This is a genomic window from Leclercia adecarboxylata (genome assembly GCF_006171285.1).
GTDB lineage: Bacteria > Pseudomonadota > Gammaproteobacteria > Enterobacterales > Enterobacteriaceae > Enterobacter > Enterobacter barmai.
The window spans coordinates 1,162,409-1,184,593 of sequence record NZ_CP040889.1 but is presented as its reverse complement, the minus strand read 5'-3'; the positions used below and the strand labels follow the sequence as shown (position 1 = coordinate 1,184,593).

The 22,185-nt window shown below is 56.0% G+C and carries 20 protein-coding genes and 1 other RNA gene; 16 read left to right on the top strand and 5 right to left on the bottom strand.

Features of this window, described 5'->3' with window-relative positions; all coding sequences use genetic code 11:
- The first annotated feature begins 752 nt into the window (after positions 1-752).
- The gene (gene speB / locus FHN83_RS07390) at positions 753-1,673 is read left to right on the top strand and encodes an agmatinase (RefSeq protein ID WP_006811917.1); all 921 of its coding nucleotides are present in this window, start codon (positions 753-755) and stop codon (positions 1,671-1,673) included.
- Between the two features lie 44 nt (positions 1,674-1,717).
- Here speB and FHN83_RS07385 read toward each other — a convergent pair whose 3' ends face one another.
- A complete protein-coding gene (locus FHN83_RS07385) occupies positions 1,718-2,476 on the bottom strand; it encodes a M48 family metallopeptidase (protein ID WP_039029810.1) in 759 nt (252 codons plus the stop codon).
- A gap of 279 nt (positions 2,477-2,755) precedes the next feature.
- Here FHN83_RS07385 and tkt point away from each other — a divergent pair, with 279 nt between their 5' ends.
- From tkt to FHN83_RS07350, 7 genes are all read left to right on the top strand, one after another.
- The gene (gene tkt, locus FHN83_RS07380) at positions 2,756-4,747 is read left to right on the top strand and encodes a transketolase (RefSeq protein ID WP_039029811.1); all 1,992 of its coding nucleotides are present in this window, start codon (positions 2,756-2,758) and stop codon (positions 4,745-4,747) included.
- Between the two features lie 357 nt (positions 4,748-5,104).
- A complete protein-coding gene (epd, locus tag FHN83_RS07375) occupies positions 5,105-6,124 on the top strand; it encodes an erythrose-4-phosphate dehydrogenase (RefSeq protein ID WP_039029812.1) in 1,020 nt (339 codons plus the stop codon).
- 49 nt (positions 6,125-6,173) lie between these two features.
- Entirely contained in the window at positions 6,174-7,337 is a 1,164-nt protein-coding gene (pgk, locus tag FHN83_RS07370; RefSeq protein WP_039029813.1) for a phosphoglycerate kinase, read from the top strand.
- Positions 7,338-7,426: 89 nt separating this feature from the next.
- On the top strand, positions 7,427-8,506 hold the full coding sequence (fbaA, locus tag FHN83_RS07365) for a class II fructose-bisphosphate aldolase (RefSeq protein WP_039029814.1): 1,080 nt from the start codon (positions 7,427-7,429) through the stop codon (positions 8,504-8,506).
- Between the two features lie 187 nt (positions 8,507-8,693).
- Positions 8,694-9,551 (top strand): small-conductance mechanosensitive channel MscS, encoded by an 858-nt coding sequence (locus FHN83_RS07360; RefSeq protein ID WP_039029815.1) that lies wholly within the window; start codon positions 8,694-8,696, stop codon positions 9,549-9,551.
- A 140-nt stretch (positions 9,552-9,691) separates the two neighbouring features.
- Complete coding sequence (gene argO / locus FHN83_RS07355; protein WP_139563580.1) at positions 9,692-10,327, top strand: arginine exporter ArgO; 636 nt, start codon at positions 9,692-9,694, stop codon at positions 10,325-10,327.
- A 125-nt stretch (positions 10,328-10,452) separates the two neighbouring features.
- A complete protein-coding gene (locus FHN83_RS07350; protein WP_419146414.1) occupies positions 10,453-11,202 on the top strand; it encodes an oxidative stress defense protein in 750 nt (249 codons plus the stop codon).
- A 60-nt stretch (positions 11,203-11,262) separates the two neighbouring features.
- On the opposite strand, the gene argP is transcribed toward FHN83_RS07350, so the two are convergent.
- Positions 11,263-12,156, bottom strand: a complete 894-nt coding sequence (argP, locus tag FHN83_RS07345; RefSeq protein WP_039029817.1) for a DNA-binding transcriptional regulator ArgP — start codon at positions 12,154-12,156, stop codon at positions 11,263-11,265.
- Between the two features lie 150 nt (positions 12,157-12,306).
- Here argP and rpiA point away from each other — a divergent pair, with 150 nt between their 5' ends.
- Positions 12,307-12,966: a ribose-5-phosphate isomerase RpiA gene (gene rpiA, locus FHN83_RS07340; RefSeq protein ID WP_039030111.1), complete on the top strand. Its 660-nt coding sequence runs from the start codon at positions 12,307-12,309 to the stop codon at positions 12,964-12,966.
- A gap of 267 nt (positions 12,967-13,233) precedes the next feature.
- The gene (serA, locus tag FHN83_RS07335; protein WP_039029818.1) at positions 13,234-14,466 is read left to right on the top strand and encodes a phosphoglycerate dehydrogenase; all 1,233 of its coding nucleotides are present in this window, start codon (positions 13,234-13,236) and stop codon (positions 14,464-14,466) included.
- 103 nt (positions 14,467-14,569) lie between these two features.
- Here the strand turns inward: serA and FHN83_RS07330 are convergent, their stop codons facing one another.
- The 3 genes from FHN83_RS07330 to zapA all read right to left on the bottom strand — a co-directional run bounded on the left by FHN83_RS07330 (position 14,570) and on the right by zapA (position 15,746).
- Positions 14,570-15,166, bottom strand: a complete 597-nt coding sequence (locus tag FHN83_RS07330; protein WP_139563579.1) for a 5-formyltetrahydrofolate cyclo-ligase — start codon at positions 15,164-15,166, stop codon at positions 14,570-14,572.
- Between the two features lie 25 nt (positions 15,167-15,191).
- A non-coding RNA gene (gene ssrS, locus FHN83_RS07325) (6S RNA) lies at positions 15,192-15,375 on the bottom strand.
- Positions 15,376-15,416: 41 nt separating this feature from the next.
- A complete protein-coding gene (zapA, locus tag FHN83_RS07320) occupies positions 15,417-15,746 on the bottom strand; it encodes a cell division protein ZapA (RefSeq protein WP_039029820.1) in 330 nt (109 codons plus the stop codon).
- A 167-nt stretch (positions 15,747-15,913) separates the two neighbouring features.
- On the opposite strand from zapA, the gene FHN83_RS07315 reads away from it, so the two are divergent.
- The 6 genes from FHN83_RS07315 (at position 15,914) to gcvH (ending at position 22,153) form a co-directional block, all read left to right on the top strand.
- A complete protein-coding gene (locus FHN83_RS07315) occupies positions 15,914-16,492 on the top strand; it encodes a YecA family protein (protein ID WP_138370500.1) in 579 nt (192 codons plus the stop codon).
- Between the two features lie 21 nt (positions 16,493-16,513).
- Positions 16,514-17,827, top strand: a complete 1,314-nt coding sequence (gene pepP / locus FHN83_RS07310) for a Xaa-Pro aminopeptidase (protein ID WP_139563578.1) — start codon at positions 16,514-16,516, stop codon at positions 17,825-17,827.
- Entirely contained in the window at positions 17,824-19,002 is a 1,179-nt protein-coding gene (gene ubiH, locus FHN83_RS07305; RefSeq protein ID WP_139563577.1) for a 2-octaprenyl-6-methoxyphenyl hydroxylase, read from the top strand. The genes pepP and ubiH overlap by 4 nt, the downstream gene beginning before the upstream one ends.
- Positions 19,003-19,014: 12 nt before the next feature.
- On the top strand, positions 19,015-20,217 hold the full coding sequence (ubiI, locus tag FHN83_RS07300) for an FAD-dependent 2-octaprenylphenol hydroxylase (RefSeq protein ID WP_139563576.1): 1,203 nt from the start codon (positions 19,015-19,017) through the stop codon (positions 20,215-20,217).
- A gap of 428 nt (positions 20,218-20,645) precedes the next feature.
- Entirely contained in the window at positions 20,646-21,740 is a 1,095-nt protein-coding gene (gene gcvT / locus FHN83_RS07295) for a glycine cleavage system aminomethyltransferase GcvT (protein ID WP_139563575.1), read from the top strand.
- Between the two features lie 23 nt (positions 21,741-21,763).
- Positions 21,764-22,153: a glycine cleavage system protein GcvH gene (gene gcvH, locus FHN83_RS07290; RefSeq protein ID WP_039029826.1), complete on the top strand. Its 390-nt coding sequence runs from the start codon at positions 21,764-21,766 to the stop codon at positions 22,151-22,153.
- Positions 22,154-22,185 lie beyond the last annotated feature (32 nt).

Sequence of the window (22,185 nt, the reverse complement as noted above, 5' to 3'; positions counted from 1 at the left end):
CTGTTCAGTACTATCAAAATGATCCAACGGCCCATAATGAATACTTAACTAATGGTAAAACCGTTGGATCATTTCTACAATGCCCCTAACAACAGTCACAGTACTGCATCCTTTGCCCCCGCGTTCTTCCATTCTGCGTCATGCTCAGTGCTCTTCATAATGCAGTACTGAACCCTGTTTCATTCCCCTGTAAAGACACCTGAAGTTACTGCCTAGATTGAACACAGCATACTCTTCAGAAGCGATACGATGCCCGTCACGTTGTCAGTACTGGTTCAGTACTGAATATTTCCATCCACGCGATGAGTGCTTCAGGCTATGTATGGTAAAATCATGTAGAAATCATGTACAACAAACTAGCTATGCAAGTCTGCTGATGATTATAACTTATTGATATTTTAGGTTACTTGCCAACTCTTGAGTGCGAGAGTTCAGTACTGGCCGCTTTAGGCAGTACTCGAAGACGAGTAGCCAGTACTGGAAGACGAGTAACGCCTGTGCCCGGTGGCGCTGCGCTTACCGGGCCTACAAAGCCGCGACACGTAGGCCGGATAAGGCGAAGCCGCCATCCGGCGATAAAATTTCGCCGGAATTGCGTTTGCTATACTCACTTGAACCCGTATGAAATAGCGGCGATAATCCGCCGCAACAGGCACTATTCGAATCAATCCCTTCCTCGTCGGGTTTAACGACGCGGAGGGGATTTTTTTTCATCTATTTTTAATGCACCGACGTTATAAAGAGGTCAGGACATGAGCACTTTAGGGCATCAGTACGATAATTCTCTGGTATCTAACGCTTTTGGTTTTTTACGCCTTCCGATGAACTTCCAGCCGTACGACAGCGACGCGGACTGGGTGATCACCGGGGTGCCATTTGATATGGCGACGTCCGGCCGTGCCGGTGGCCGTCATGGCCCGGCGGCGATCCGTCAGGTCTCCACCAACCTGGCCTGGGAGCACAACCGCTTCCCGTGGAACTTCGACATGCGTGAGCGCCTGAACGTGGTTGACTGCGGCGACCTGGTATATGCCTTCGGTGACGCGCGTGAAATGAGTGAAAAACTGCAGGCCCACGCAGAAAAACTGCTGGCAGCCGGCAAGCGCATGCTCTCTTTCGGTGGTGACCATTTCGTGACCCTGCCCCTGTTGCGCGCCCATGCGAAGCACTTCGGCAAGATGGCGCTGGTGCATTTCGATGCCCATACCGACACTTACGCGAACGGCTGCGAATTCGACCACGGCACCATGTTCTACACCGCGCCGAACGAAGGCCTGATCGATCCGAACCACTCCGTGCAGATTGGTATTCGTACCGAGTTCGATAAAGACAACGGCTTCACAGTGCTGGACGCCGGTCAGGTGAACGATCGCGGCGTGGACGATATTCTGGCCCAGGTGAAACAGATCGTCGGCGATATGCCGGTCTACCTGACCTTCGACATCGACTGCCTGGATCCGGCCTTTGCCCCGGGTACTGGTACCCCGGTGATCGGCGGCCTGACCTCTGACCGCGCCATCAAACTGGTGCGCGGCCTGAAGGATCTGAATATCGTCGGCATGGACGTTGTGGAAGTGGCGCCTGCCTATGACCAGTCCGAGATCACTGCCCTGGCCGCAGCGACCCTGGCGCTGGAAATGCTCTACATCCAGGCGGCGAAGAAAGGCGAGTAATAAAGACAGAGGCCGGGACAGATTGCCCGGCCTGTGTATCGATGTTACTTGAGGCCGTCTGCGGACATGCGATCGCGAATATGCTGCGCACGCTCTGCAGAGGCAGGGTGGTCGTCAAACATGGAGCTTTGACGGCCCGCTTCCTGTTGAGCCAGCTTTTCGAAGCTGGTGGCTAAACCTGACGGGTTAATGCCACGTTTGCGCAACAGATCGTATGAGTAGTCATCGGCCTCAGACTCCTGACGCTGGGAGAACTGGGAGTTAACCAGTTTTTCACCGAGATCGCCAAGCTGCGACTGGGAGAGGCTTCCGACAATGCCGCCGGCAGAGGCTGCCGCCACGCGTACGGCGTTAGTGCCGAGCGCGACCTGCATCCCTTTCTTCACGTGGCCGAGGGCAACGTGACCCATTTCGTGGCCGATAACCGCTTCGACTTCGTTGTCGTTCATCATATCCATCAGCCCACTGTAGACGCGGATACAGCCGTTGGCCATGGCAAAGGCGTTGACGTCTTTAGCCATGTACACCTTGTAGTTCACCGGCTGGCCATTAATGTTGTCGCCGAGGGCCGAAGCAATCTTATTCAGACGCTGAGCGTAGGTGCTGTCAGCAGGCGCGATGGTCGCTTTGCCGTCCATCTCCTTACAGGCCTCATCGCTTAACGTTTTCACCTGGGCGTCGGTCAGGGAGTAGGCCTGAAAAGCCTCTGCTCCGGAGCTCAACAGGCCGCCAGAATTCATATTTTGACACCCGCTAAGCAGGAGCGTCGTTCCCAGAGCCAGCACTATTGCACGCATTTTCATTATGTTGCTTCCGTACTCGTTAACATTGATAAATTCTGAAAGTTTTGCCGCCCCGGAGAAGGGTGCAGGAGTAATTATAAGGAATTTAAACCCAGCCGGGCGAGAAGATTGCGCAACGTGCGATCGTGTTCCGGAGATTTCTTAAGCGGCAAAAGAATGGTCCATGTACATGCTTTGTCGCTTGGGTTACATTGTTGGCACTTTTTTCTGGCGTAGCCCAAAACGCGCTGTCGTCAAGCCGAAACGGGTATGGCCTTCAACATCCGATCTGGAGTCAAAATGTCCTCACGTAAAGAGCTTGCCAATGCTATTCGTGCGCTGAGCATGGATGCTGTACAAAAAGCTAAATCCGGTCACCCGGGTGCCCCGATGGGTATGGCTGACATTGCCGAAGTGCTGTGGCGTGATTTCCTGAACCACAACCCGCAGAACCCTGCCTGGGCTGACCGCGACCGTTTCGTTCTCTCTAACGGTCACGGCTCCATGCTGATCTACAGCCTGCTGCACCTCACCGGCTACGACCTGCCAATCGACGAGCTGAAAAACTTCCGTCAGCTGCACTCCAAAACCCCGGGTCACCCGGAAGTGGGCTACACCGCAGGTGTTGAAACCACGACCGGTCCGCTGGGCCAGGGTATTGCTAACGCCGTAGGTATGGCGATCGCCGAGAAGACGCTGGCGGCGCAGTTCAACCGTCCGGGCCACGACATTGTTGACCACTTCACCTACGCGTTCCTGGGTGACGGCTGCATGATGGAAGGCATCTCTCACGAAGTGTGCTCCCTGGCAGGTACCCTGAAGCTGGGCAAACTGGTTGCGTTCTACGACGACAACGGCATCTCCATCGACGGCCACGTTGAAGGCTGGTTCACCGACGATACCGCAGCACGTTTCGAAGCCTACGGCTGGCACGTGGTGCGTGGCGTTGACGGCCACGATGCTGAAGCGATTAAACGTGCGGTAGAAGAAGCGCGCGCAGTCACCGACAAACCGTCCCTGCTGATGTGCAAAACCATCATCGGTTTCGGTTCTCCGAACAAAGCCGGTACGCATGACTCCCACGGCGCACCGCTGGGTGATGCTGAGATCGCGCTGACCCGCGAAGCGCTTGGCTGGAAACACCCTGCGTTTGAAATCCCGTCTGACATCTATGCCCAGTGGGATGCAAAAGAAGCCGGTCAGGCAAAAGAAGCGGCCTGGAACGAGAAATTCGCTGCCTACGCAAAAGCCTTCCCACAGGAAGCGGCAGAATTTACCCGTCGTATGAAAGGTGACATGCCGGCAGACTTCGACGCGAAAGCGAACGAGTTCATCGCTAAGCTGCAGGCTAACCCGTCCAAAATCGCCAGCCGTAAAGCGTCCCAGAATGCCATCGAAGCCTTCGGTCCGTGGCTGCCAGAGTTCCTCGGCGGCTCCGCTGACCTTGCGCCTTCTAACCTGACTATCTGGTCCGGCTCTAAAGCGATCAACGAAGATACTGCCGGTAACTACATCCATTACGGCGTGCGTGAGTTCGGTATGACCGCGATCGCCAACGGTATCTCCCTGCACGGTGGTTTCCTGCCGTACACCTCCACCTTCCTGATGTTCGTGGAATATGCCCGTAATGCGGTGCGTATGGCTGCGCTGATGAAACAGCGTCAGGTGATGGTCTACACCCACGACTCCATCGGTCTGGGCGAAGATGGCCCGACTCACCAGCCGGTTGAGCAGGTTGCCTCTCTGCGTGTGACCCCGAACATGTCCACATGGCGTCCATGTGACCAGGTTGAGTCCGCGGTAGCGTGGAAATATGGCGTTGAGCGTCAGGACGGCCCGACCGCGCTGATCCTCTCCCGTCAGAACCTGGCTCAGCAGGATCGTACTGAAGCACAGCTGGCGAACATCGCCCGCGGTGGTTACGTACTGAAAGACTGCGACGGTCAGCCGCAGGTGATCTTCATCGCCACCGGTTCTGAAGTTGAACTGGCCGTTGCAGCCTGGGATCAGCTGGCAGGCGAAGGCGTGAAAGCGCGCGTGGTGTCCATGCCGTCTACCGATGCCTTCGACAAGCAGGACGCGGCTTACCGTGAATCCGTGCTGCCGAAAGCCGTTTCTGCCCGCGTGGCAATCGAAGCGGGTATCGCTGACTACTGGTTCAAATACGTGGGCCTGAACGGCGCTATCGTCGGTATGACCACCTTCGGTGAGTCTGCTCCGGCTGAGCAGCTGTTCGAAGAGTTCGGCTTCACCGTTGAGAACGTGGTCGCGAAAGCGAAAGAACTGCTGTAATCGCTGTTTTGCCCGGTGGCGCTACGCTTACCGGGCTTACAAATGGCACGAAAACCAGGCCGGGTAATCGCAAGCGAATTACCCGGCTTTTTTGTATGTACTATTCCTCCAGCCTGTAACCAGACCGTTAATTATTCCATGAGAAATGTGACGCAAGTCATATAGCTGGCTTATTGGTCTGGACAGTCATTTCCTTTATTCCGTGTTTCGCTTATTCTGGCTGAAGCGTTTCAGTCGACTAAATGTTCGACAAATGACCAATCAGTTGGAGTTTGTGACAGGCAAGGATTCCCCTCAGAGCGTTGCTGCATTACTCTGTCAGCCACCTCAAGTCAGGGAAAGCTTTGCAGGAGACTTATGACCGTACGCGTAGCGATTAATGGTTTCGGTCGCATCGGACGTAACGTGGTTCGTGCTTTATATGAATCCGGACGCCGGGCGGAAATTACCGTGGTGGCCATCAACGAACTGGCGGATGCCGCAGGCATGGCGCATTTGTTGAAATATGACACCAGCCATGGGCGCTTTGCCTGGGACGTTCGTCAGGAGAGAGAGCAGCTGCTTGTCGGTGATGACGTGATTCGTCTGCTTCATGAGCGGACGATCGACGCATTACCCTGGCGTGAACTGGGCGTTGATGTGGTCCTCGATTGTACCGGCGTCTACGGCAATCGCGAACACGGCGAAGCCCATCTGGCGGCCGGCGCGAAGAAAGTGCTCTTTTCACACCCTGGCAGTAACGACCTCGATGCCACGGTGGTTTACGGCGTCAACCATCATGAGTTGCGCGCGGAACACCGTATCGTCTCCAATGCCTCCTGCACCACCAACTGTATTATTCCGGTCATCAAACTGCTGGACGATGCCTACGGCATTGAGTCGGGTACGGTTACCACCATCCACTCCGCCATGCACGATCAGCAGGTCATTGACGCTTACCACCCGGATCTGCGACGCACTCGCGCGGCGAGTCAGTCGATTATCCCGGTGGACACCAAACTGGCGGCCGGTATTACCCGAATTTTCCCCCAGTTTGAAGACCGTTTTGAAGCCATCGCCGTGCGTGTTCCCACCATCAACGTGACGGCAATCGACCTCAGCGTAACCGTGAAAAAACCGGTAAAAGCCTGTGAGGTCAACCTGTTGCTGCAAAAAGCGGCACAGCAAGCATTTCATGGTATAGTTGACTATACGGAATTACCGTTGGTCTCAGTAGATTTTAACCACGATCCGCATAGCGCCATTGTTGATGGCACGCAAACGCGCGTAAGTGGAGCGCATCTGATCAAAACGCTGGTCTGGTGTGATAATGAATGGGGCTTTGCTAACAGGATGCTCGACACCACGTTAGCTATGGCCGCTCAAGGTTTCAGGTAAGACGCGTATTGCGTCTGCAAAACTTTAAGAATCAACGAGAGGATTCACCATGTCTGTAATTAAGATGACCGATCTGGATCTGGCAGGTAAACGCGTTTTCATCCGTGCGGATCTGAACGTACCGGTTAAAGATGGTAAAGTGACCAGCGACGCGCGTATCCGTGCTTCTCTGCCAACCATCGAACTGGCACTGAAGCAGGGTGCGAAAGTGATGGTAACCTCCCACCTGGGTCGTCCGACTGAAGGCGAGTACAACGAAGAGTTCTCTCTGCTGCCGGTTGTTAATTACCTGAAAGACAAACTGTCCAGCCCGGTACGTCTGGTTAAAGACTACCTGGACGGCGTTGAAGTTGCTGAAGGTGAACTGGTTGTTCTGGAAAACGTTCGCTTCAACAAAGGCGAGAAGAAAGACGACGAAACCCTGTCCAAAAAATACGCTGCGCTGTGCGACGTATTCGTCATGGACGCTTTCGGTACTGCTCACCGCGCGCAGGCTTCCACTCACGGTATCGGCAAATTTGCTGACGTTGCTTGTGCAGGTCCACTGCTGGCAGACGAACTGGAAGCACTGGGTAAAGCACTGAAAGAACCTGCTCGTCCGATGGTTGCTATCGTTGGTGGTTCTAAAGTGTCTACCAAACTGACCGTTCTGGACTCTCTGTCCAAAATCGCTGACCAGCTGATTGTGGGCGGCGGTATCGCCAACACCTTCGTTGCAGCCCAGGGCCACAACGTCGGTAAATCCCTGTACGAAGCAGACCTGGTTGGCGAAGCTAAACGCCTGCTGACTACCTGTGACATCCCGGTTCCAACTGACGTTCGCGTAGCGACCGAGTTCTCTGAAACCGCAACCGCAGAGCTGAAATCTGTTTCTGACATCAAAAATGAAGAGCAGATTCTGGACCTGGGCGACGCCTCTGCAGAGAAGCTGGCTGAAATCCTTAAGAATGCAAAAACCATTCTGTGGAACGGTCCGGTTGGCGTGTTCGAATTCCCGAACTTCCGTAAAGGTACTGAAATCGTAGCTAACGCGATTGCAGACAGTGAAGCATTCTCCATTGCTGGCGGCGGTGATACCCTGGCAGCAATCGATCTGTTCGGTATTTCCGACAAGATCTCCTACATCTCCACTGGCGGCGGCGCATTCCTCGAATTCGTGGAAGGCAAAGTTCTGCCAGCAGTAGCCATGCTCGAAGAGCGCGCTAAGAAGTAAGCCATTTTAGGGCAGGGAAACCTGCCCAATTTTCAGCGCGCTTTTAAGAGCTCGCCCCTTTCCAAGGCCGAAGATACAGGACTCGCAACATGTCTAAAATTTTTGATTTCGTAAAACCTGGCGTGATCACTGGTGATGACGTTCAGAAGGTGTTCCAGGTAGCTAAAGAAAACAACTTTGCTCTGCCAGCTGTTAACTGCGTCGGTACCGACTCTATCAACGCCGTACTGGAAGCCGCAGCGAAAGTTAAAGCTCCGGTAATCGTTCAGTTCTCCAACGGTGGCGCTGCGTTCATCGCAGGTAAAGGCGTTAAAACTGACGTTCCTCAGGGCGCAGCAATCCTGGGCGCAATCTCTGGCGCACATCACGTTCACCAGATGGCTGAGCACTACGGTGTTCCGGTTATCCTGCACACTGACCACTGCGCGAAGAAACTGCTGCCATGGATCGACGGTCTGCTGGACGCGGGCGAAAAACACTTCGCTGCAACCGGTAAGCCACTGTTCTCTTCTCACATGATCGACCTGTCTGAAGAGTCTCTGGAAGAGAACATCGAAATCTGCTCCAAATACCTGGCGCGCATGGCCAAAATGGACATGACTCTGGAAATCGAACTGGGTTGCACCGGTGGCGAAGAAGACGGCGTGGACAACAGCCACATGGACGCTTCTGCTCTGTACACTCAGCCAGAAGACGTTGATTACGCTTACACCGAGCTGAGCAAAATCAGCCCACGTTTCACCATCGCTGCCTCCTTCGGTAACGTACACGGCGTGTACAAACCAGGTAACGTGGTTCTGACGCCAACCATCCTGCGTGATTCTCAGGAGTACGTTTCCAAGAAACACAACCTGCCGCACAACAGCCTGAACTTCGTCTTCCACGGCGGTTCCGGTTCTTCTGCTCAGGAAATCAAAGACTCCGTAAGCTACGGCGTAATCAAGATGAACATCGATACCGACACCCAATGGGCGACCTGGGACGGTATCCTGCAGTACTACAAAACTAACGAAGCTTACCTGCAGGGCCAGCTGGGCAACCCGAAAGGCGAAGACCAGCCGAACAAGAAATACTACGATCCACGCGTATGGCTGCGCGCAGCCCAGACCTCTATGGTGACGCGTCTGGAGCAGGCTTTCAAAGAGCTGAACGCGGTTGACGTTCTGTAATTTGCGCTGCTGACAGCATCAGAAGCCCGCGTTAATCGCGGGCTTTTTTTATGTCTTTTCAACTGGCTATCTTGCCTGTTTTTGTGATCTGTTTGGCAAAACCCCCGCTTTTGTTTACCCTTTACTAACCTGCCTGCCTCGACGGGGGATGCATTTTTTATGGTCTGGCTTAGATAAGGAATATTGAATGGAAGATCTCGGTGTTGTAGATAGCATCAATAACGCGGGCTCCTGGCTGGTGCGTAACCAGGCGTTGCTGTTGAGTTACGCGGTAAACATTGTGGCGGCCATCGCCATTATTGTCATCGGTATGATTGTAGCGCGCATCATCTCTAATGCGGTTAACCGCGTGATGAGGGCGCGTCATATTGATGCCACGGTAGCAGACTTTCTCTCGGCGCTGGTGCGCTACGGTATTATCGCCTTTACGCTGATCGCGGCGCTTGGGCGCGTAGGGGTCCAGACCGCGTCGGTGATCGCCGTGCTGGGTGCCGCCGGTCTGGCTATTGGTCTGGCCTTGCAGGGCTCGCTGTCGAACCTGGCCGCCGGGGTGCTGTTAGTCACCTTCCGTCCGTTCCGTTCGGGCGAATATGTGGATCTGGGCGGCGTGGCCGGTACCGTGCTGCAGGTGCAGATCTTCTCGACCACCATGCGCACCGTTGACGGTCGTATCGTGGTGATCCCGAACGGTAAAATCATCGCCAACAATATCATCAACTTCTCCCGTGAACCGGTGCGTCGTAACGAGTTCATTATTGGCGTGGCGTACGACTCTGATATCGACAAAGTGAAGCAGCTGCTCACCAACATTATCGAGTCTGATGACCGCATTCTGAAAGATCGCGAAATGACCGTGCGTCTGAACGAGCTTGGCGCATCATCCATTAACTTCGTGGTGCGTATCTGGAGCAACAGCAGCGATTTGCAGAGCGTTTACTGGGATGTGCTGGAGCGCATCAAGCGTGACTTTGACGCCAACGGCATCAGCTTCCCGTATCCGCAGATGGACGTGAACTTCAAGCGTGTGAAAGAACCGGCGGAATAACCTTTCTGCCTGACCCGGTACGCGCAATGCGTGCCGGGTTTAATTAGCTTCTCTTATTGCCAATTAATATTATCCATTTCCTCTTATTATTCTCCCGCAGTATAGTCAGCCCTCAAGACACACTTCTGAGATTAAATTCCATGTTCTCTTTTTATATTCAAGGGCTTATGATTGGTGCAGCGATGATCCTGCCCCTTGGCCCGCAAAACGCCTTCGTCATGAATCAGGGCATTCGCCGTCAGTATCACATCATGATCGCGCTGCTCTGCGCGGTGAGCGATATGCTGCTGATATGCGCCGGGATTTTCGGCGGCAGCGCGTTGCTGATGCAGTCCCCGTGGCTGCTGGCGCTGGTCACCTGGGGTGGCGTAGCCTTTTTGCTCTGGTATGGCTTTGGCGCGTTGAAAACGGCGATGGGCAGCAATATCGAGCTGGCAAGCGCCGAAGTAATGAAGCAGGGGCGCTGGAAAATTATTATCACCATGCTGGCGGTGACCTGGCTTAATCCGCACGTTTATCTGGATACGTTCGTGGTGCTGGGGAGCCTGGGAGGGCAGCTGGACGCTGAGCCGAGGCGCTGGTTCGCGCTGGGCACCGTGAGCGCCTCTTTCCTGTGGTTCTTTGGCCTGGCGCTGCTCGCCGCATGGCTGGCACCCCGCCTGCGCACCGCCAAAGCCCAGCGCATTATTAATGGTCTGGTCGGGTTGGTGATGTGGTTTATTGCTTTCCAGCTGGCGAAAGAAGGGATTCATCACATTAGTGAACTATTCTACTAAGCGTTGTCTTATGGACATTCGACCAGCAGCCGCTAAGCTTGCTGGCATGCGCCCTGTTACATGGGCACTCTTCGCAACATGGAGGAATAAAAGTGAAGTTGAATGCAATCGCCCTGGCGGCATTAATGGGTTTTGGCACAGCATCTGTACAGGCCAGCGAGCTGCCTGACAGCCCGCACATTGTGACCTCCGGCACCGCAAGCGTGGATGCGGCACCGGATATCGCGACTTTAGCCATTGAAGTTAACGTGGCGGCAAAAGATGCGGCCACCGCCAAGAAACAGGCAGACGACCGCGTTGCGCAATATCTCTCTTTCCTGGAGCAGAACGCCGTCGGTAAAAAAGATATCAACTCCGCCAATCTGCGTACCCAACCGGATTACGACTATAAGGATGGCAAAAGCATCCTGAAAGGTTACCGCGCGGTACGTACCGTAGAAGTTACGGTGCGTCAGCTGGATAAACTTAACTCCCTGCTGGACGGTGCCCTGAAAGCGGGCCTGAATGAGATCCGTTCGGTGTCACTGGGTGTTGCGCAACCTGAGAAGTATAAAGATGAAGCGCGTAAAGCGGCGATTGATGATGCCGTTCGTCAGGCACAGCAGCTGGCCGCTGGCTTTAACAGCAAGCTGGGCCCGGTTTACAGCGTGCGTTACCACGTCTCTAACTACCAGCCGAGCCCGATGGTGCGCATGATGAAAGCGGAAGCGGCGCCGGTCTCTGCCCAGGATACCTACGAGCAACCTACGATTCAGTTCGACGATCAGGTTGATGTGGTGTTCCAGCTTGAGCCCGCTCAGGGTCAGCAGCAGACTCAGCAGAACCAGCCGGTTCAGCAAAATCAGCAGCAGGATACGGCGACTAAAGCACCGTAAGTATTGTTTTGATATACAGCGACAAGGCCGGGTCAGCGTTTACGCGACCCGGCTTTTTTATTAGTCCTGACGCAGAACCTTATGACCGTGGGCCAGCAGCGCATCGGTCACGTTGCGCATCATGCGGCTTTCCGGCGCGAAGCGGTGCCAGTAGAGCATGCGGCGCTGGTGCAGGCCTGGCGTCAGGTCGATCAGCTCACCGCTCTGCAGCTCTCTTTCAATCTGCAGATGCGGGATCATGCAGCAGGTCGTGCCCTGACGTGCCAGCTGCACAAAGGCTTCGGAGGAGTTAACAATATGGCAGGGAACGCTGCCGGGCGGCAGGTCGAAGTTCTGCTGTAAAAACGCCTGATGCATATCATCAAGATGGTCAAACGCCACGGCAGGGGCTTTGAGCAGGGCCGCGCGGGTAACGCCGTTCGGGAAGTAGCGCTCAGCAAAGGCTTTAGAGCCGACAAACAGGTAGTCCAATGCCCCCAGCTGATCCACCAGGCAGCTTGGCAGCGCCTGGGGCTGGATACTGACGGCACCCACCACTTCACCACGACGCAGACGCTCCTGGGTACGGGTTTCGTCTTCAACCTGTAAGTTCAGGCGAATAGGCGAATCGGCCAGCACCGGGGCGAGGGCAGGGAGGAGCCAGGTTGCCAGACTGTCGGCGTTGACCGCCAGCGACAGCAGCAGCGGCGTGGAGCCGGTCTGTTCGTCGCCCAGCCACTCATCTTCCAGCAGCTCAACCTGACGCAGCAGCGCCAGCAGCTTTTGTCCCTGTTCGGTAGGACGCGGCGGCACGGTACGAACCAGCAGCGGCTGCCCGAACATGTTCTCAAGCTGTTTGATTCGTTGCGAAACGGCGGACTGGGTAATACACAGCTTCTGTGCTGCGCGTTCGAATCCGCGTTCACGTATAACGGCATCAAGCGCCTGTAATGTTCTGTAGTCCGGACGTTTCATTGCTCTGGCTGACTCCCAAATAATTCAATACTTCGCACTATGACATAAATTTATGTTTGATACAGACGAAATTGGTGACCTCGCAGATCACATGGCGCAGGTGAATGCTCTATAATGCGCGTCACGCAAAATCACCACGGGCAAGAGATCATGACGCAGGATGAACTGAAAAAAGCAGTAGGATGGGCCGCTCTCCAGTATGTACAGCCGGGTACCATTGTCGGCGTGGGCACCGGGTCAACGGCAGCACACTTTATTGATGCGCTGGGCACGATGAAAGGCCAGATTGAGGGCGCAGTTTCCAGCTCCGATGCATCCACGGAAAAGCTGAAAAGCCTGGGCATTACCGTTTTCGATCTGAACGAAGTGGACCGTCTGGGGATTTACGTGGACGGCGCGGATGAGATCAACGGCCATATGCAGATGATCAAAGGCGGCGGCGCGGCGCTGACGCGCGAGAAGATCATCGCCTCTGTCGCGGACAAGTTTATCTGTATCGCCGATGCCTCCAAGCAGGTGGATATCCTCGGCAAATTCCCGCTGCCGGTTGAAGTGATCCCGATGGCGCGTAGCGCGGTTGCCCGTGAGCTGGTCAAGCTGGGCGGACGCCCGGAATACCGTCAGGGCGTGGTGACGGACAACGGGAACGTGATCCTGGACGTGCACGGTCTGGAGATCCTCGACGCCGTCGCGCTGGAAAACGCCATCAATGGCCTGCCGGGCGTGGTAACCGTAGGGTTATTTGCCAACCGTGGCGCGGATGTCGCGCTGATTGGCACCGCCGATGGCGTCAAAACCATCGTGAAATGATCTGACGGGGGGAACCTCCCCCCGCTAACTTTTTTTGCAAAAGCGATATTCGGTGACTTGTGTCACATTTCTAACCCTCTACTGACGATCCTGCCGCTTTCTCATTTCTCCGCAGCATTTTTCACTGCCAATTGACGCTGTATGACATTTCTTCAGAGTGCCGACGCAAACGTTCATATTGCTGCAATAGTTTTTTTTGATATGTTGGCTGGAGCGGATTCAAATCCAGCACAACAACAGTTCAGACAATCAGACAGGGTCGGGGAAATGGCAAAGGTATCACTGGAGAAAGACAAGATTAAATTTCTGCTGGTCGAAGGGGTGCATCAGAAAGCACTGGATAGCCTTCGTGCGGCGGGTTACACCAACATCGAATTTCACAAAGGTGCGCTGGATACCGAACAGCTGAAAGAGTCGATCCGTGATGCCCATTTCATCGGCCTGCGCTCCCGTACCCATCTGACAGAAGACGTTATTGCGGCGGCAGAAAAACTGGTGGCGATCGGCTGCTTCTGCATCGGCACCAACCAGGTTGACCTTAATGCGGCTGCGAAGCGCGGTATTCCGGTCTTTAACGCGCCATTCTCCAACACTCGTTCCGTGGCGGAGCTGGTCATCGGCGAACTTCTGCTGCTGCTGCGCGGCATCCCTGAAGCCAACGCCAAAGCCCACCGCGGCATCTGGAATAAGCTGGCCTCCGGCTCTTTCGAAGCGCGTGGTAAAAAGCTGGGGATCATCGGTTACGGCCACATCGGTACGCAGTTGGGTATTCTGGCAGAATCGCTGGGAATGCACGTCTTCTTCTACGACATCGAAAGCAAACTGCCGCTGGGTAACGCCACTCAGGTTCAGCATCTCTCCGACCTGCTGAATATGAGCGACGTGGTGAGCCTGCACGTGCCGGAAAACGCCTCCACCAAAAACATGATGGGTGCGGAAGAGCTGGCACTGATGAAGCCGGGCTCACTGCTGATCAACGCCGCGCGCGGTACGGTGGTGGATATCCCGGCCCTGTGTGACGCGCTTAAACGCAAACACCTGGCGGGCGCGGCTATCGACGTCTTCCCGACCGAGCCTGCGACCAACAGCGATCCGTTCACCTCGCCGCTGTGTGAGTTTGACAACGTGATCCTGACGCCACACATCGGTGGCTCTACTCAGGAAGCGCAGGAGAATATCGGTCTGGAAGTGGCCGGTAAGCTGAGCAAATACTCCGACAACGGTTCAACGCTGTCTGCGGTCAACTTCCCGGAAGTATCGCTGCCGCTGCACGGTGGGCGTCGTCTGCTGCACATCCACGAAAACCGTCCGGGCGTGCTGACCGCCATTAACCAGATCTTCGCCGAGCAGGGCGTCAACATTGCCGCACAGTACCTGCAAACTAACGCGCAGATGGGCTATGTGGTTATCGATATCGAAGCGGATGAGGACGTTGCAGAGAAAGCGCTGCAGGGGATGAAAGCCATTCCGGGCACCATTCGCGCGCGTCTGCTTTACTAATCTGCGGTTTGTTTTGTCGGGTGGCGCTTCGCTTACCCGACCTACAAAATCCGAATGTACCCTGTAGGCCGGGTAAGGCGAAGCCGCCACCCGGCTTTTTATTTCACCACAGCCACAATTTCGACGGTGTCACCACCGCAGGCAGCGGGATATCCCATTTCTCCACCGGTAACTTTTCAACGCCCTGACAATCATGGGCATAGCCCACGGGCTGTAAGCCGTACTGCTGCCAGTTCTGCAGGGTACGATCGTAAAAACCTCCGCCCATCCCTAAGCGCTGACCGCTTTCATCAAACGCCACTAGCGGCGTCACCAGCACGTCGAGCCGATCCAGCGGCAATACGTCGCGCACGTCCAGTTTCGGTTCGGTGATTTTGAGACGATTTACCACCAGTTCGCTGTGCGGATGGTAGTGAAGAAACAGCAGATTACCCGGGCTGAAAGGGTGGAGTACCGGCAGATAGACCTTTTTCCCGGTGCGCCAGAGTTCATCGATCAGTGGTTGGGTATCCAGTTCGCCGTCAAAGGAGAGAAACAGGGCCACCGTGTGCGCCATCACCACGGGCGGATACGCCATCATGCGGGCCGCGGCTTGTTGCGCGAAATGGGCTTGTTGTTCAGGCGTTAAGGCTCTGCGCTGCTGACGGATAAACTGACGAATGTGCTGACGGGAAGAGGTAACTTCAGGAAGTTGCGTCATGGTAGTCGCTGGGTAGAAAGGTGAGGGAATCTCCGAGATGCCGCCGCAGGCTGTAACCCTTGAACCCTTGGTTCAAGGTGAATGTGTCGTCATAGTTTTAAGGCTTCTCGGACGAACCGAGCATGCTCACCAACCATGGAGCGCCACATTCTTGTGGTATGAAATATCGGCTCAGGGGACTGGCCCGCATGCGAACATCTCAGAGAAATTTTTCCTTCAGGGTCACTCTACCATAGTAGACCATGAAGTGTTATTCAAAGTTTTGCCCCGGTCTGTCTGTAATGCGACCCTGATCAAGCAATGCCTGTTCAATGGTCTGCTGGAGCATTTTAATACGTTGTTCCATGCTCGCCGCGTATTCGCGGGTCTTCGCTTTTTCCTGAGTCAGCTCATAACTGATGTTCAACGCGGCGATGAAGACCAGCTGCTCAGTATTTGTGACTCTAGTGCGTTCTTTTAAATCTTGCAACCGCTGATTCAAATCATCCGCAGCCTGATTCAAAGCATCCCTTTGTTCAGGCGGACAATTCACTCGCAGCGAACGGCCAAAAATTTGGATATCGACGGGTTGTGCAGACATGCCACCTTCCTGCTGTTTGACTGCGCTGCCTTCACACCCGATTCCGGGGGCTGCGAAGGGGCGACACTATAGCTACCCTGGTGCGCAGATACAAGCCCTATTCTGGTTCACCAGGGTCCAAAGTGGTAGCATACCATGAATATTCCTCCCAATGATGACGAATGCGCATGTCTATACAGAACGAAATGCCTGGCTACAACGACCTTAGCCAGTTACTGAACCAGCAGGGCGTAGGTTTAACCCCGGCTGAAATGCACGGTCTGATCAGCGGGATGCTGTGTGGTGGAAACAGCGACAGCTCATGGCTGCCGCTGGTTCACGACCTGACGAACGAAGGTCTGGCGTTTGGTCACGATCTGGCCCAGGCGTTGCGCAGCATGCATGGCGCAATTAGCGATGCGCTGGAAGATGACGGCTTCCTTTTTCAGCTTTATCTGCCTGATGGCGATGACGTCAGCGTGTTCGATCGCGCCGATGCGCTGGCCGGATGGGTCAACCACTACCTGTTGGGGTTGGGCGTAACGCAGCCTAAGCTTGAGAAGGTGACGGGCGAAGCCGGAGAAGCTATCGACGATCTGCGCAACATTGCGCAGCTGGGATACGACGAGGACGAAGACCAGGAAGAACTGGAGATGTCCCTCGAAGAGATCATTGAGTATGTGCGCGTTGCGTCGCTGCTCTGCCACGATACCTTTACGCGGACCCAACCGACTGCGCCGGAAGTGCGCAAACCAACCTTACACTAATAACAACGACTGGAGGGTGTCATGACTCAGCAAGAGTATCTGCGCCGTCGGCAGGCGCTGCTGGCCACAATGCAGCCGGGAAGCGCCGCGCTGATATTTGCCGCACCGGAGGCCACGCGCAGTAACGATAGCGAATATCCGTACCGCCAGAGCAGTGATTTCTGGTACTTCACCGGCTTCAACGAGCCGGAGTCGGTACTGGTGCTGATTAAAAGTGATGACACCCACAACCACAGCGTGCTGTTTAACCGCGTCCGGGATCTGACCGCCGAGATCTGGTTTGGTCGCCGCTTAGGCCAGCAGGCTGCGCCCGAAAAGCTGGGCGTGGATCGTGCGCTGGCGTTCAGCGAGATCAACGAGCAGCTTTACCAACTGCTGAATGGTCTGGATGTGGTCTATCACGCGCAGGGTGAATACGCCTGGGCCGATGAGATCGTTTTTGCCGCGCTGGATAAGCTGCGCAAAGGCTCCCGGCAAAACCTGAAAGCCCCGGCAACGCTCACCGACTGGCGTCCTGCTGTGCACGAGCTGCGCCTGTTTAAATCGGCGGAAGAGCTGGACGTGATGCGTCGTGCAGGTGAAATCAGCGCGCTGGCCCATACCCGGGCGATGCAAAAATGCCGTCCGGGGATGTTTGAATATCAGCTCGAAGGCGAAATTCATCATGAATTCACCCGCCACGGCGCGCGCTACCCGGCCTACAACACTATTGTTGGCGGCGGGGAAAATGGCTGCATTCTGCACTACACCGAAAACGAGTCCGAACTGCGCGATGGCGATCTGGTGCTGATTGATGCCGGTTGCGAATATAAAGGCTATGCCGGGGATATCACCCGCACCTTCCCGGTGAACGGCAAATTCACACCCGCCCAACGCGCCATTTACGACATCGTCCTGCACTCGCTGGACACCGCCCTGATGCTGTTCCGCCCCGGTACCTCCATTCAGGAAGTCACCGGCGAAGTGGTGCGCATCATGATTAGTGGCCTGGTGGAGCTGGGTATTCTGCACGGCGATGTCGAACAGCTGATTACCGAAAACGCGCACCGTCCCTTCTTTATGCATGGCCTGAGCCACTGGCTGGGGCTGGATGTGCATGATGTGGGTGTCTACGGCCCGGAACGTTCCCGCGTGCTGGAGCCGGGCATGGTGCTCACCGTTGAGCCGGGACTCTATATCGCCCCGGATGCCGATGTGCCTGCGGAGTATCGCGGGATCGGCATTCGTATCGAAGATGACATTGTCATCACCGAAACCGGCAACGAGAACCTGACCGCTTCGGTGGTGAAAAACGCCGACGAGATTGAGGCGCTGATGGCGGCGGCGCGCCCATGAGCATCATCATCGTTGGCGGAGGCATGACGGGAGCTACGCTTGCGCTGGCGATCTCCTCCCTGACCCAGGGCAAACTTCCGGTTCATCTGGTAGAGGCCGTTGCGCCACAGTCGACCGGTCATCCGGGATTTGACGGACGCGCTATCGCCCTGGCGCAGGGCACCTGCCAGCAGCTGGCACGCAGCGGCATCTGGCAGGCCATTGCCGATTGCGCCACGGCCATCGAAACCGTTCATGTCAGCGACCGGGGCCATGCCGGGTTTGTTACCCTTGAGGCGCAGGATTACCGTATTGATGCGCTGGGGCAGGTGGTTGAGCTGCACGACGTGGGCCTGCGCCTGTTCCGTCTGTTAAAAGAGGCCCCAGGCGTAACTCTGCACTGCCCCGCGCGCGTGGAGCGCTTTACCCGCAGCGAAGACGCGGTGAGCGTCACCCTGGATGACGGCACGACGCTGGACGGACAGCTGCTGGTGGCCGCCGACGGTTCCCGTTCGGCACTCGGCCAGCAGTGTGGGATCCAGTGGCAACAGCAGCCTTACCATCAGTTGGCGGTGATTGCTAACGTCGCCACCGCCGAGCCGCACCGGGGGCGCGCCTTTGAACGTTTTACTCAGCACGGCCCGCTGGCCATGCTGCCGATGTCCCAGGGGCGCAGTTCGCTGGTCTGGTGCCATCCCCTGGAGAGTGCGGATGAGGTGCAGAGCTGGTCTGATGAACGCTTCTGTACCGAACTGCAAAAAGCCTTTGGCTGGCGGCTGGGACGTATCACCCATGCCGGCAAGCGGGCGTTTTATCCCCTGGCGTTAACCACGGCGTCGCAGTCTGTCTCCCATCGCGTCGCGCTGGTGGGCAATGCGGCCCAGACGTTACACCCCATCGCCGGGCAGGGCTTTAATCTCGGACTGCGCGATGTCATGACCCTGGCCGAAACGCTGGCCCAGGCGTTTGCGCAACAGCAGGATTGCGGTGCCTACCCGGTCTTATGCCATTACCAGAAACGACGCCAGGCCGATAAAGAGGCCACCATCGGCGTAACCGATGGGCTGGTGCATCTGTTTGCCAATCGCTGGGCACCGCTGGTGGCGGGCCGTAACGCAGGGTTGATGGCGATGGAACTATTCATTCCGGCACGAGATGTGCTGGCACAGAGGACGCTTGGTTGGGTCGCTCGCTAAGGAGTAAACAAAGTGCAGAATGTTGATGTCGCCATTGTCGGTGGCGGAATGGTAGGACTGGCGCTGGCCTGCGGCTTGCAGGGCAGCGGTCTGCGCGTGGCGGTGCTGGAGCAGAAGCAGCCGCAGCCTGTCGCTCCCGACGCGCCGCCTGAGCTACGCGTCTCGACGATCAACGCCGCCAGTGAAAAGCTGCTGACCCGCGTCGGCGTCTGGTCGGAGATTATCGCCCAACGCGCCAGCTGTTATCACGGGATGGAAGTGTGGGATAAAGACAGCTTCGGGCATATCGCGTTTGATGACGAGAGCATGGGCTACAGCCATCTCGGGCATATCATTGAAAATGCGGTCATCCACCATGCTCTGTGGCAGAAAGCGCAGCAGTGCAGCGATGTTACGCTGATTGCGCCTGCTGCGCTGCAGCAGGTCGCCTGGGGTGAAAACGACGCCTTTATTACCCTGCAAAGCGGAGACATGCTCACCGCTCGCCTGGTGGTGGGGGCCGATGGCGCAAACTCCTGGCTGCGAAATAAAGCCGACATTCCGCTAACGTACTGGGACTATCGTCACCATGCCCTGGTCGCCACTATTCGCACGGCGGAGCCGCATCAGGCCGTGGCCCGGCAGATCTTCCACAATGACGGCATTCTGGCCTTCCTGCCGCTCAGCGATCCGCATCTCTGTTCGATCGTCTGGTCGCTGGCGCCCGAGAAGGCCCAGCAGATGCAGGAGGCGTCAGCCGAGGAGTTCAATCAGGCTTTGTGCGTGGCGTTTGATAACCGGCTGGGGCTGTGCTCCGTCGAAAGCGAGCGTCAGGTATTTCCGTTGACCGGCCGCTATGCGCGCCAGTTTGCCGCGCATCGTCTGGCGCTGGTGGGCGACGCGGCGCATACCATTCATCCGCTGGCCGGGCAGGGCGTAAACCTGGGCTTTATGGATGCCGCCGAACTGGTGGACGAACTGCGCCGACTGCATCGCGAAGGCAAGGATATTGGTCAGCACCTTTATCTGCGTCGCTACGAGCGCAGCCGCAAACACAGCGCGGCAATGATGCTGGCAGGTATGCAGGGGTTCCGCGAACTGTTTGCCGGGGCGAACCCGGCGAAAAAACTGCTGCGCGACCTCGGCCTGAAACTGGCTGATACCCTTCCAGGCGTTAAACCTCAACTTCTGCGTCAGGCGATGGGGCTTAACGATCTGCCGGACTGGCTTCAGTAAACCAGACCCCCATCACACTTTCTTCTCCCGGCCTGTGGGCCGGGAAATTCCCCTCGTTTGAAATAATCTAATTTCACTGACTTTTTCGCATTAGATTATCTAATCTGGCTGTTTTTATGTTACGGAAATTCCGCGCGTTTTTCCGCAGTAAATATCATCCTGTGCTCAACTCCAGGCTGTTGACTTTGCTTTTGTGCGGGGCGTTTCGCATCTTTATAGTGAATAACTCTGTACGCTTTGTTGGCTTTTTTGACCATAAGCTAATGTGATGACCCATTTTACCTTATGGTTAACCACCCTTTTCGGTGGTAAGTTCAGAGGAAAGAGAACGTTTGCGTCGGCGTCCGGGAGCGATGCCGATGCCGGGTTTTGTGGTGATTTTTTCACCTTGAAACGCAAGACAGCCCTGCTCATTCAACGAGGATAAGATGGCTCAACAGACGCCTTTGTACGAACAACACACCCTGTGCGGTGCACGCATGGTCGATTTCCATGGCTGGATGATGCCGCTGCATTATGGTTCGCAGATTGATGAGCATCATGCGGTGCGCACCGATGCCGGTATGTTCGACGTCTCTCACATGACCATTGTCGATCTCCACGGCAGCCGCACCCGGGAGTTTTTACGCTATCTGCTGGCAAACGACGTGGCTAAGCTCACGAAGCCGGGTAAAGCGCTCTACTCCGGCATGCTGAATGCCTCCGGCGGCGTGATTGACGACCTGATTGTCTATTACCTCTCTGATGATTTCTTCCGCCTCGTTGTCAACTCCGCCACCCGCGAAAAAGACCTCTCCTGGATCACCCAACACGCAGAACCCTACGCCATCGACATCACCGTGCGTGACGATCTGTCGCTGATCGCGGTGCAGGGTCCAAATGCGCAGGCAAAAGCGGCCTCCCTGTTCAGCGATGAGCAGCGTCAAGCCACCGAAGGCATGAAGCCGTTCTTTGGCGTGCAGACGGGCGATCTGTTTGTGGCGACCACCGGCTACACCGGTGAAGCGGGCTATGAAATTGCGATGCCGAACGAAAAAGCGGCCGATTTCTGGCGTGCGCTGGTGGAAGCGGGCGTTAAACCGGCGGGGCTCGGCGCGCGCGATACGCTGCGTCTGGAAGCCGGTATGAATTTATACGGTCAGGAGATGGACGAAGGCGTCTCTCCGCTGGCGGCCAACATGGGCTGGACCATCGCCTGGGAACCTGCCGATCGCGACTTTATCGGCCGTGAAGCGCTGGAAATGCAGCGCGAGAAGGGCACCGAACAGCTGGTTGGCCTGGTGATGACCGAAAAAGGCGTCCTGCGCGGCGAGCTGCCGGTACGTTTCACCGATGCGAACGGCAACCACTGCGAAGGCATTATCACCAGCGGCACCTTCTCTCCGACGCTGGGTTACAGTATTGCTCTGGCGCGTGTTCCGGCGGGCATTGGCGAGACTGCCGTGGTGCAGATCCGCAACCGCGAAATGCCGGTCCGCGTGACCAAACCGATTTTTGTTCGCGCCGGTAAACCGGTCGCCTAATTATTTTTATCAGGAGAAATTCAATGAGCAATGTGCCAGCAGAACTGAAATACAGCAAAGAACATGAGTGGCTGCGCAAAGAAGCCGACGGCACTTATACCGTTGGGATCACCGAACATGCTCAGGAGCTGTTAGGTGACATGGTCTTTGTGGATCTGCCGGAAGTGGGCGCGACCGTCACCGCAGGCGACGACTGCGCGGTAGCCGAGTCCGTAAAAGCGGCATCTGACATCTATGCTCCGGTCGGCGGCGAAATCGTGGCGGTTAACGACGCGCTGAGCGACTCACCGGAGCTGGTCAACAGCGAGCCTTACGGCGAAGGCTGGATCTTCAAAATCAAAGCCAGCGACGAAGCGGAAGTTGCCGCCCTGCTGGATGCAACAGCCTATGAAGCACTGTTAGAAGACGAATAAGCGTTTTCTCCCTCTCCCATTCAGGGAGAGGC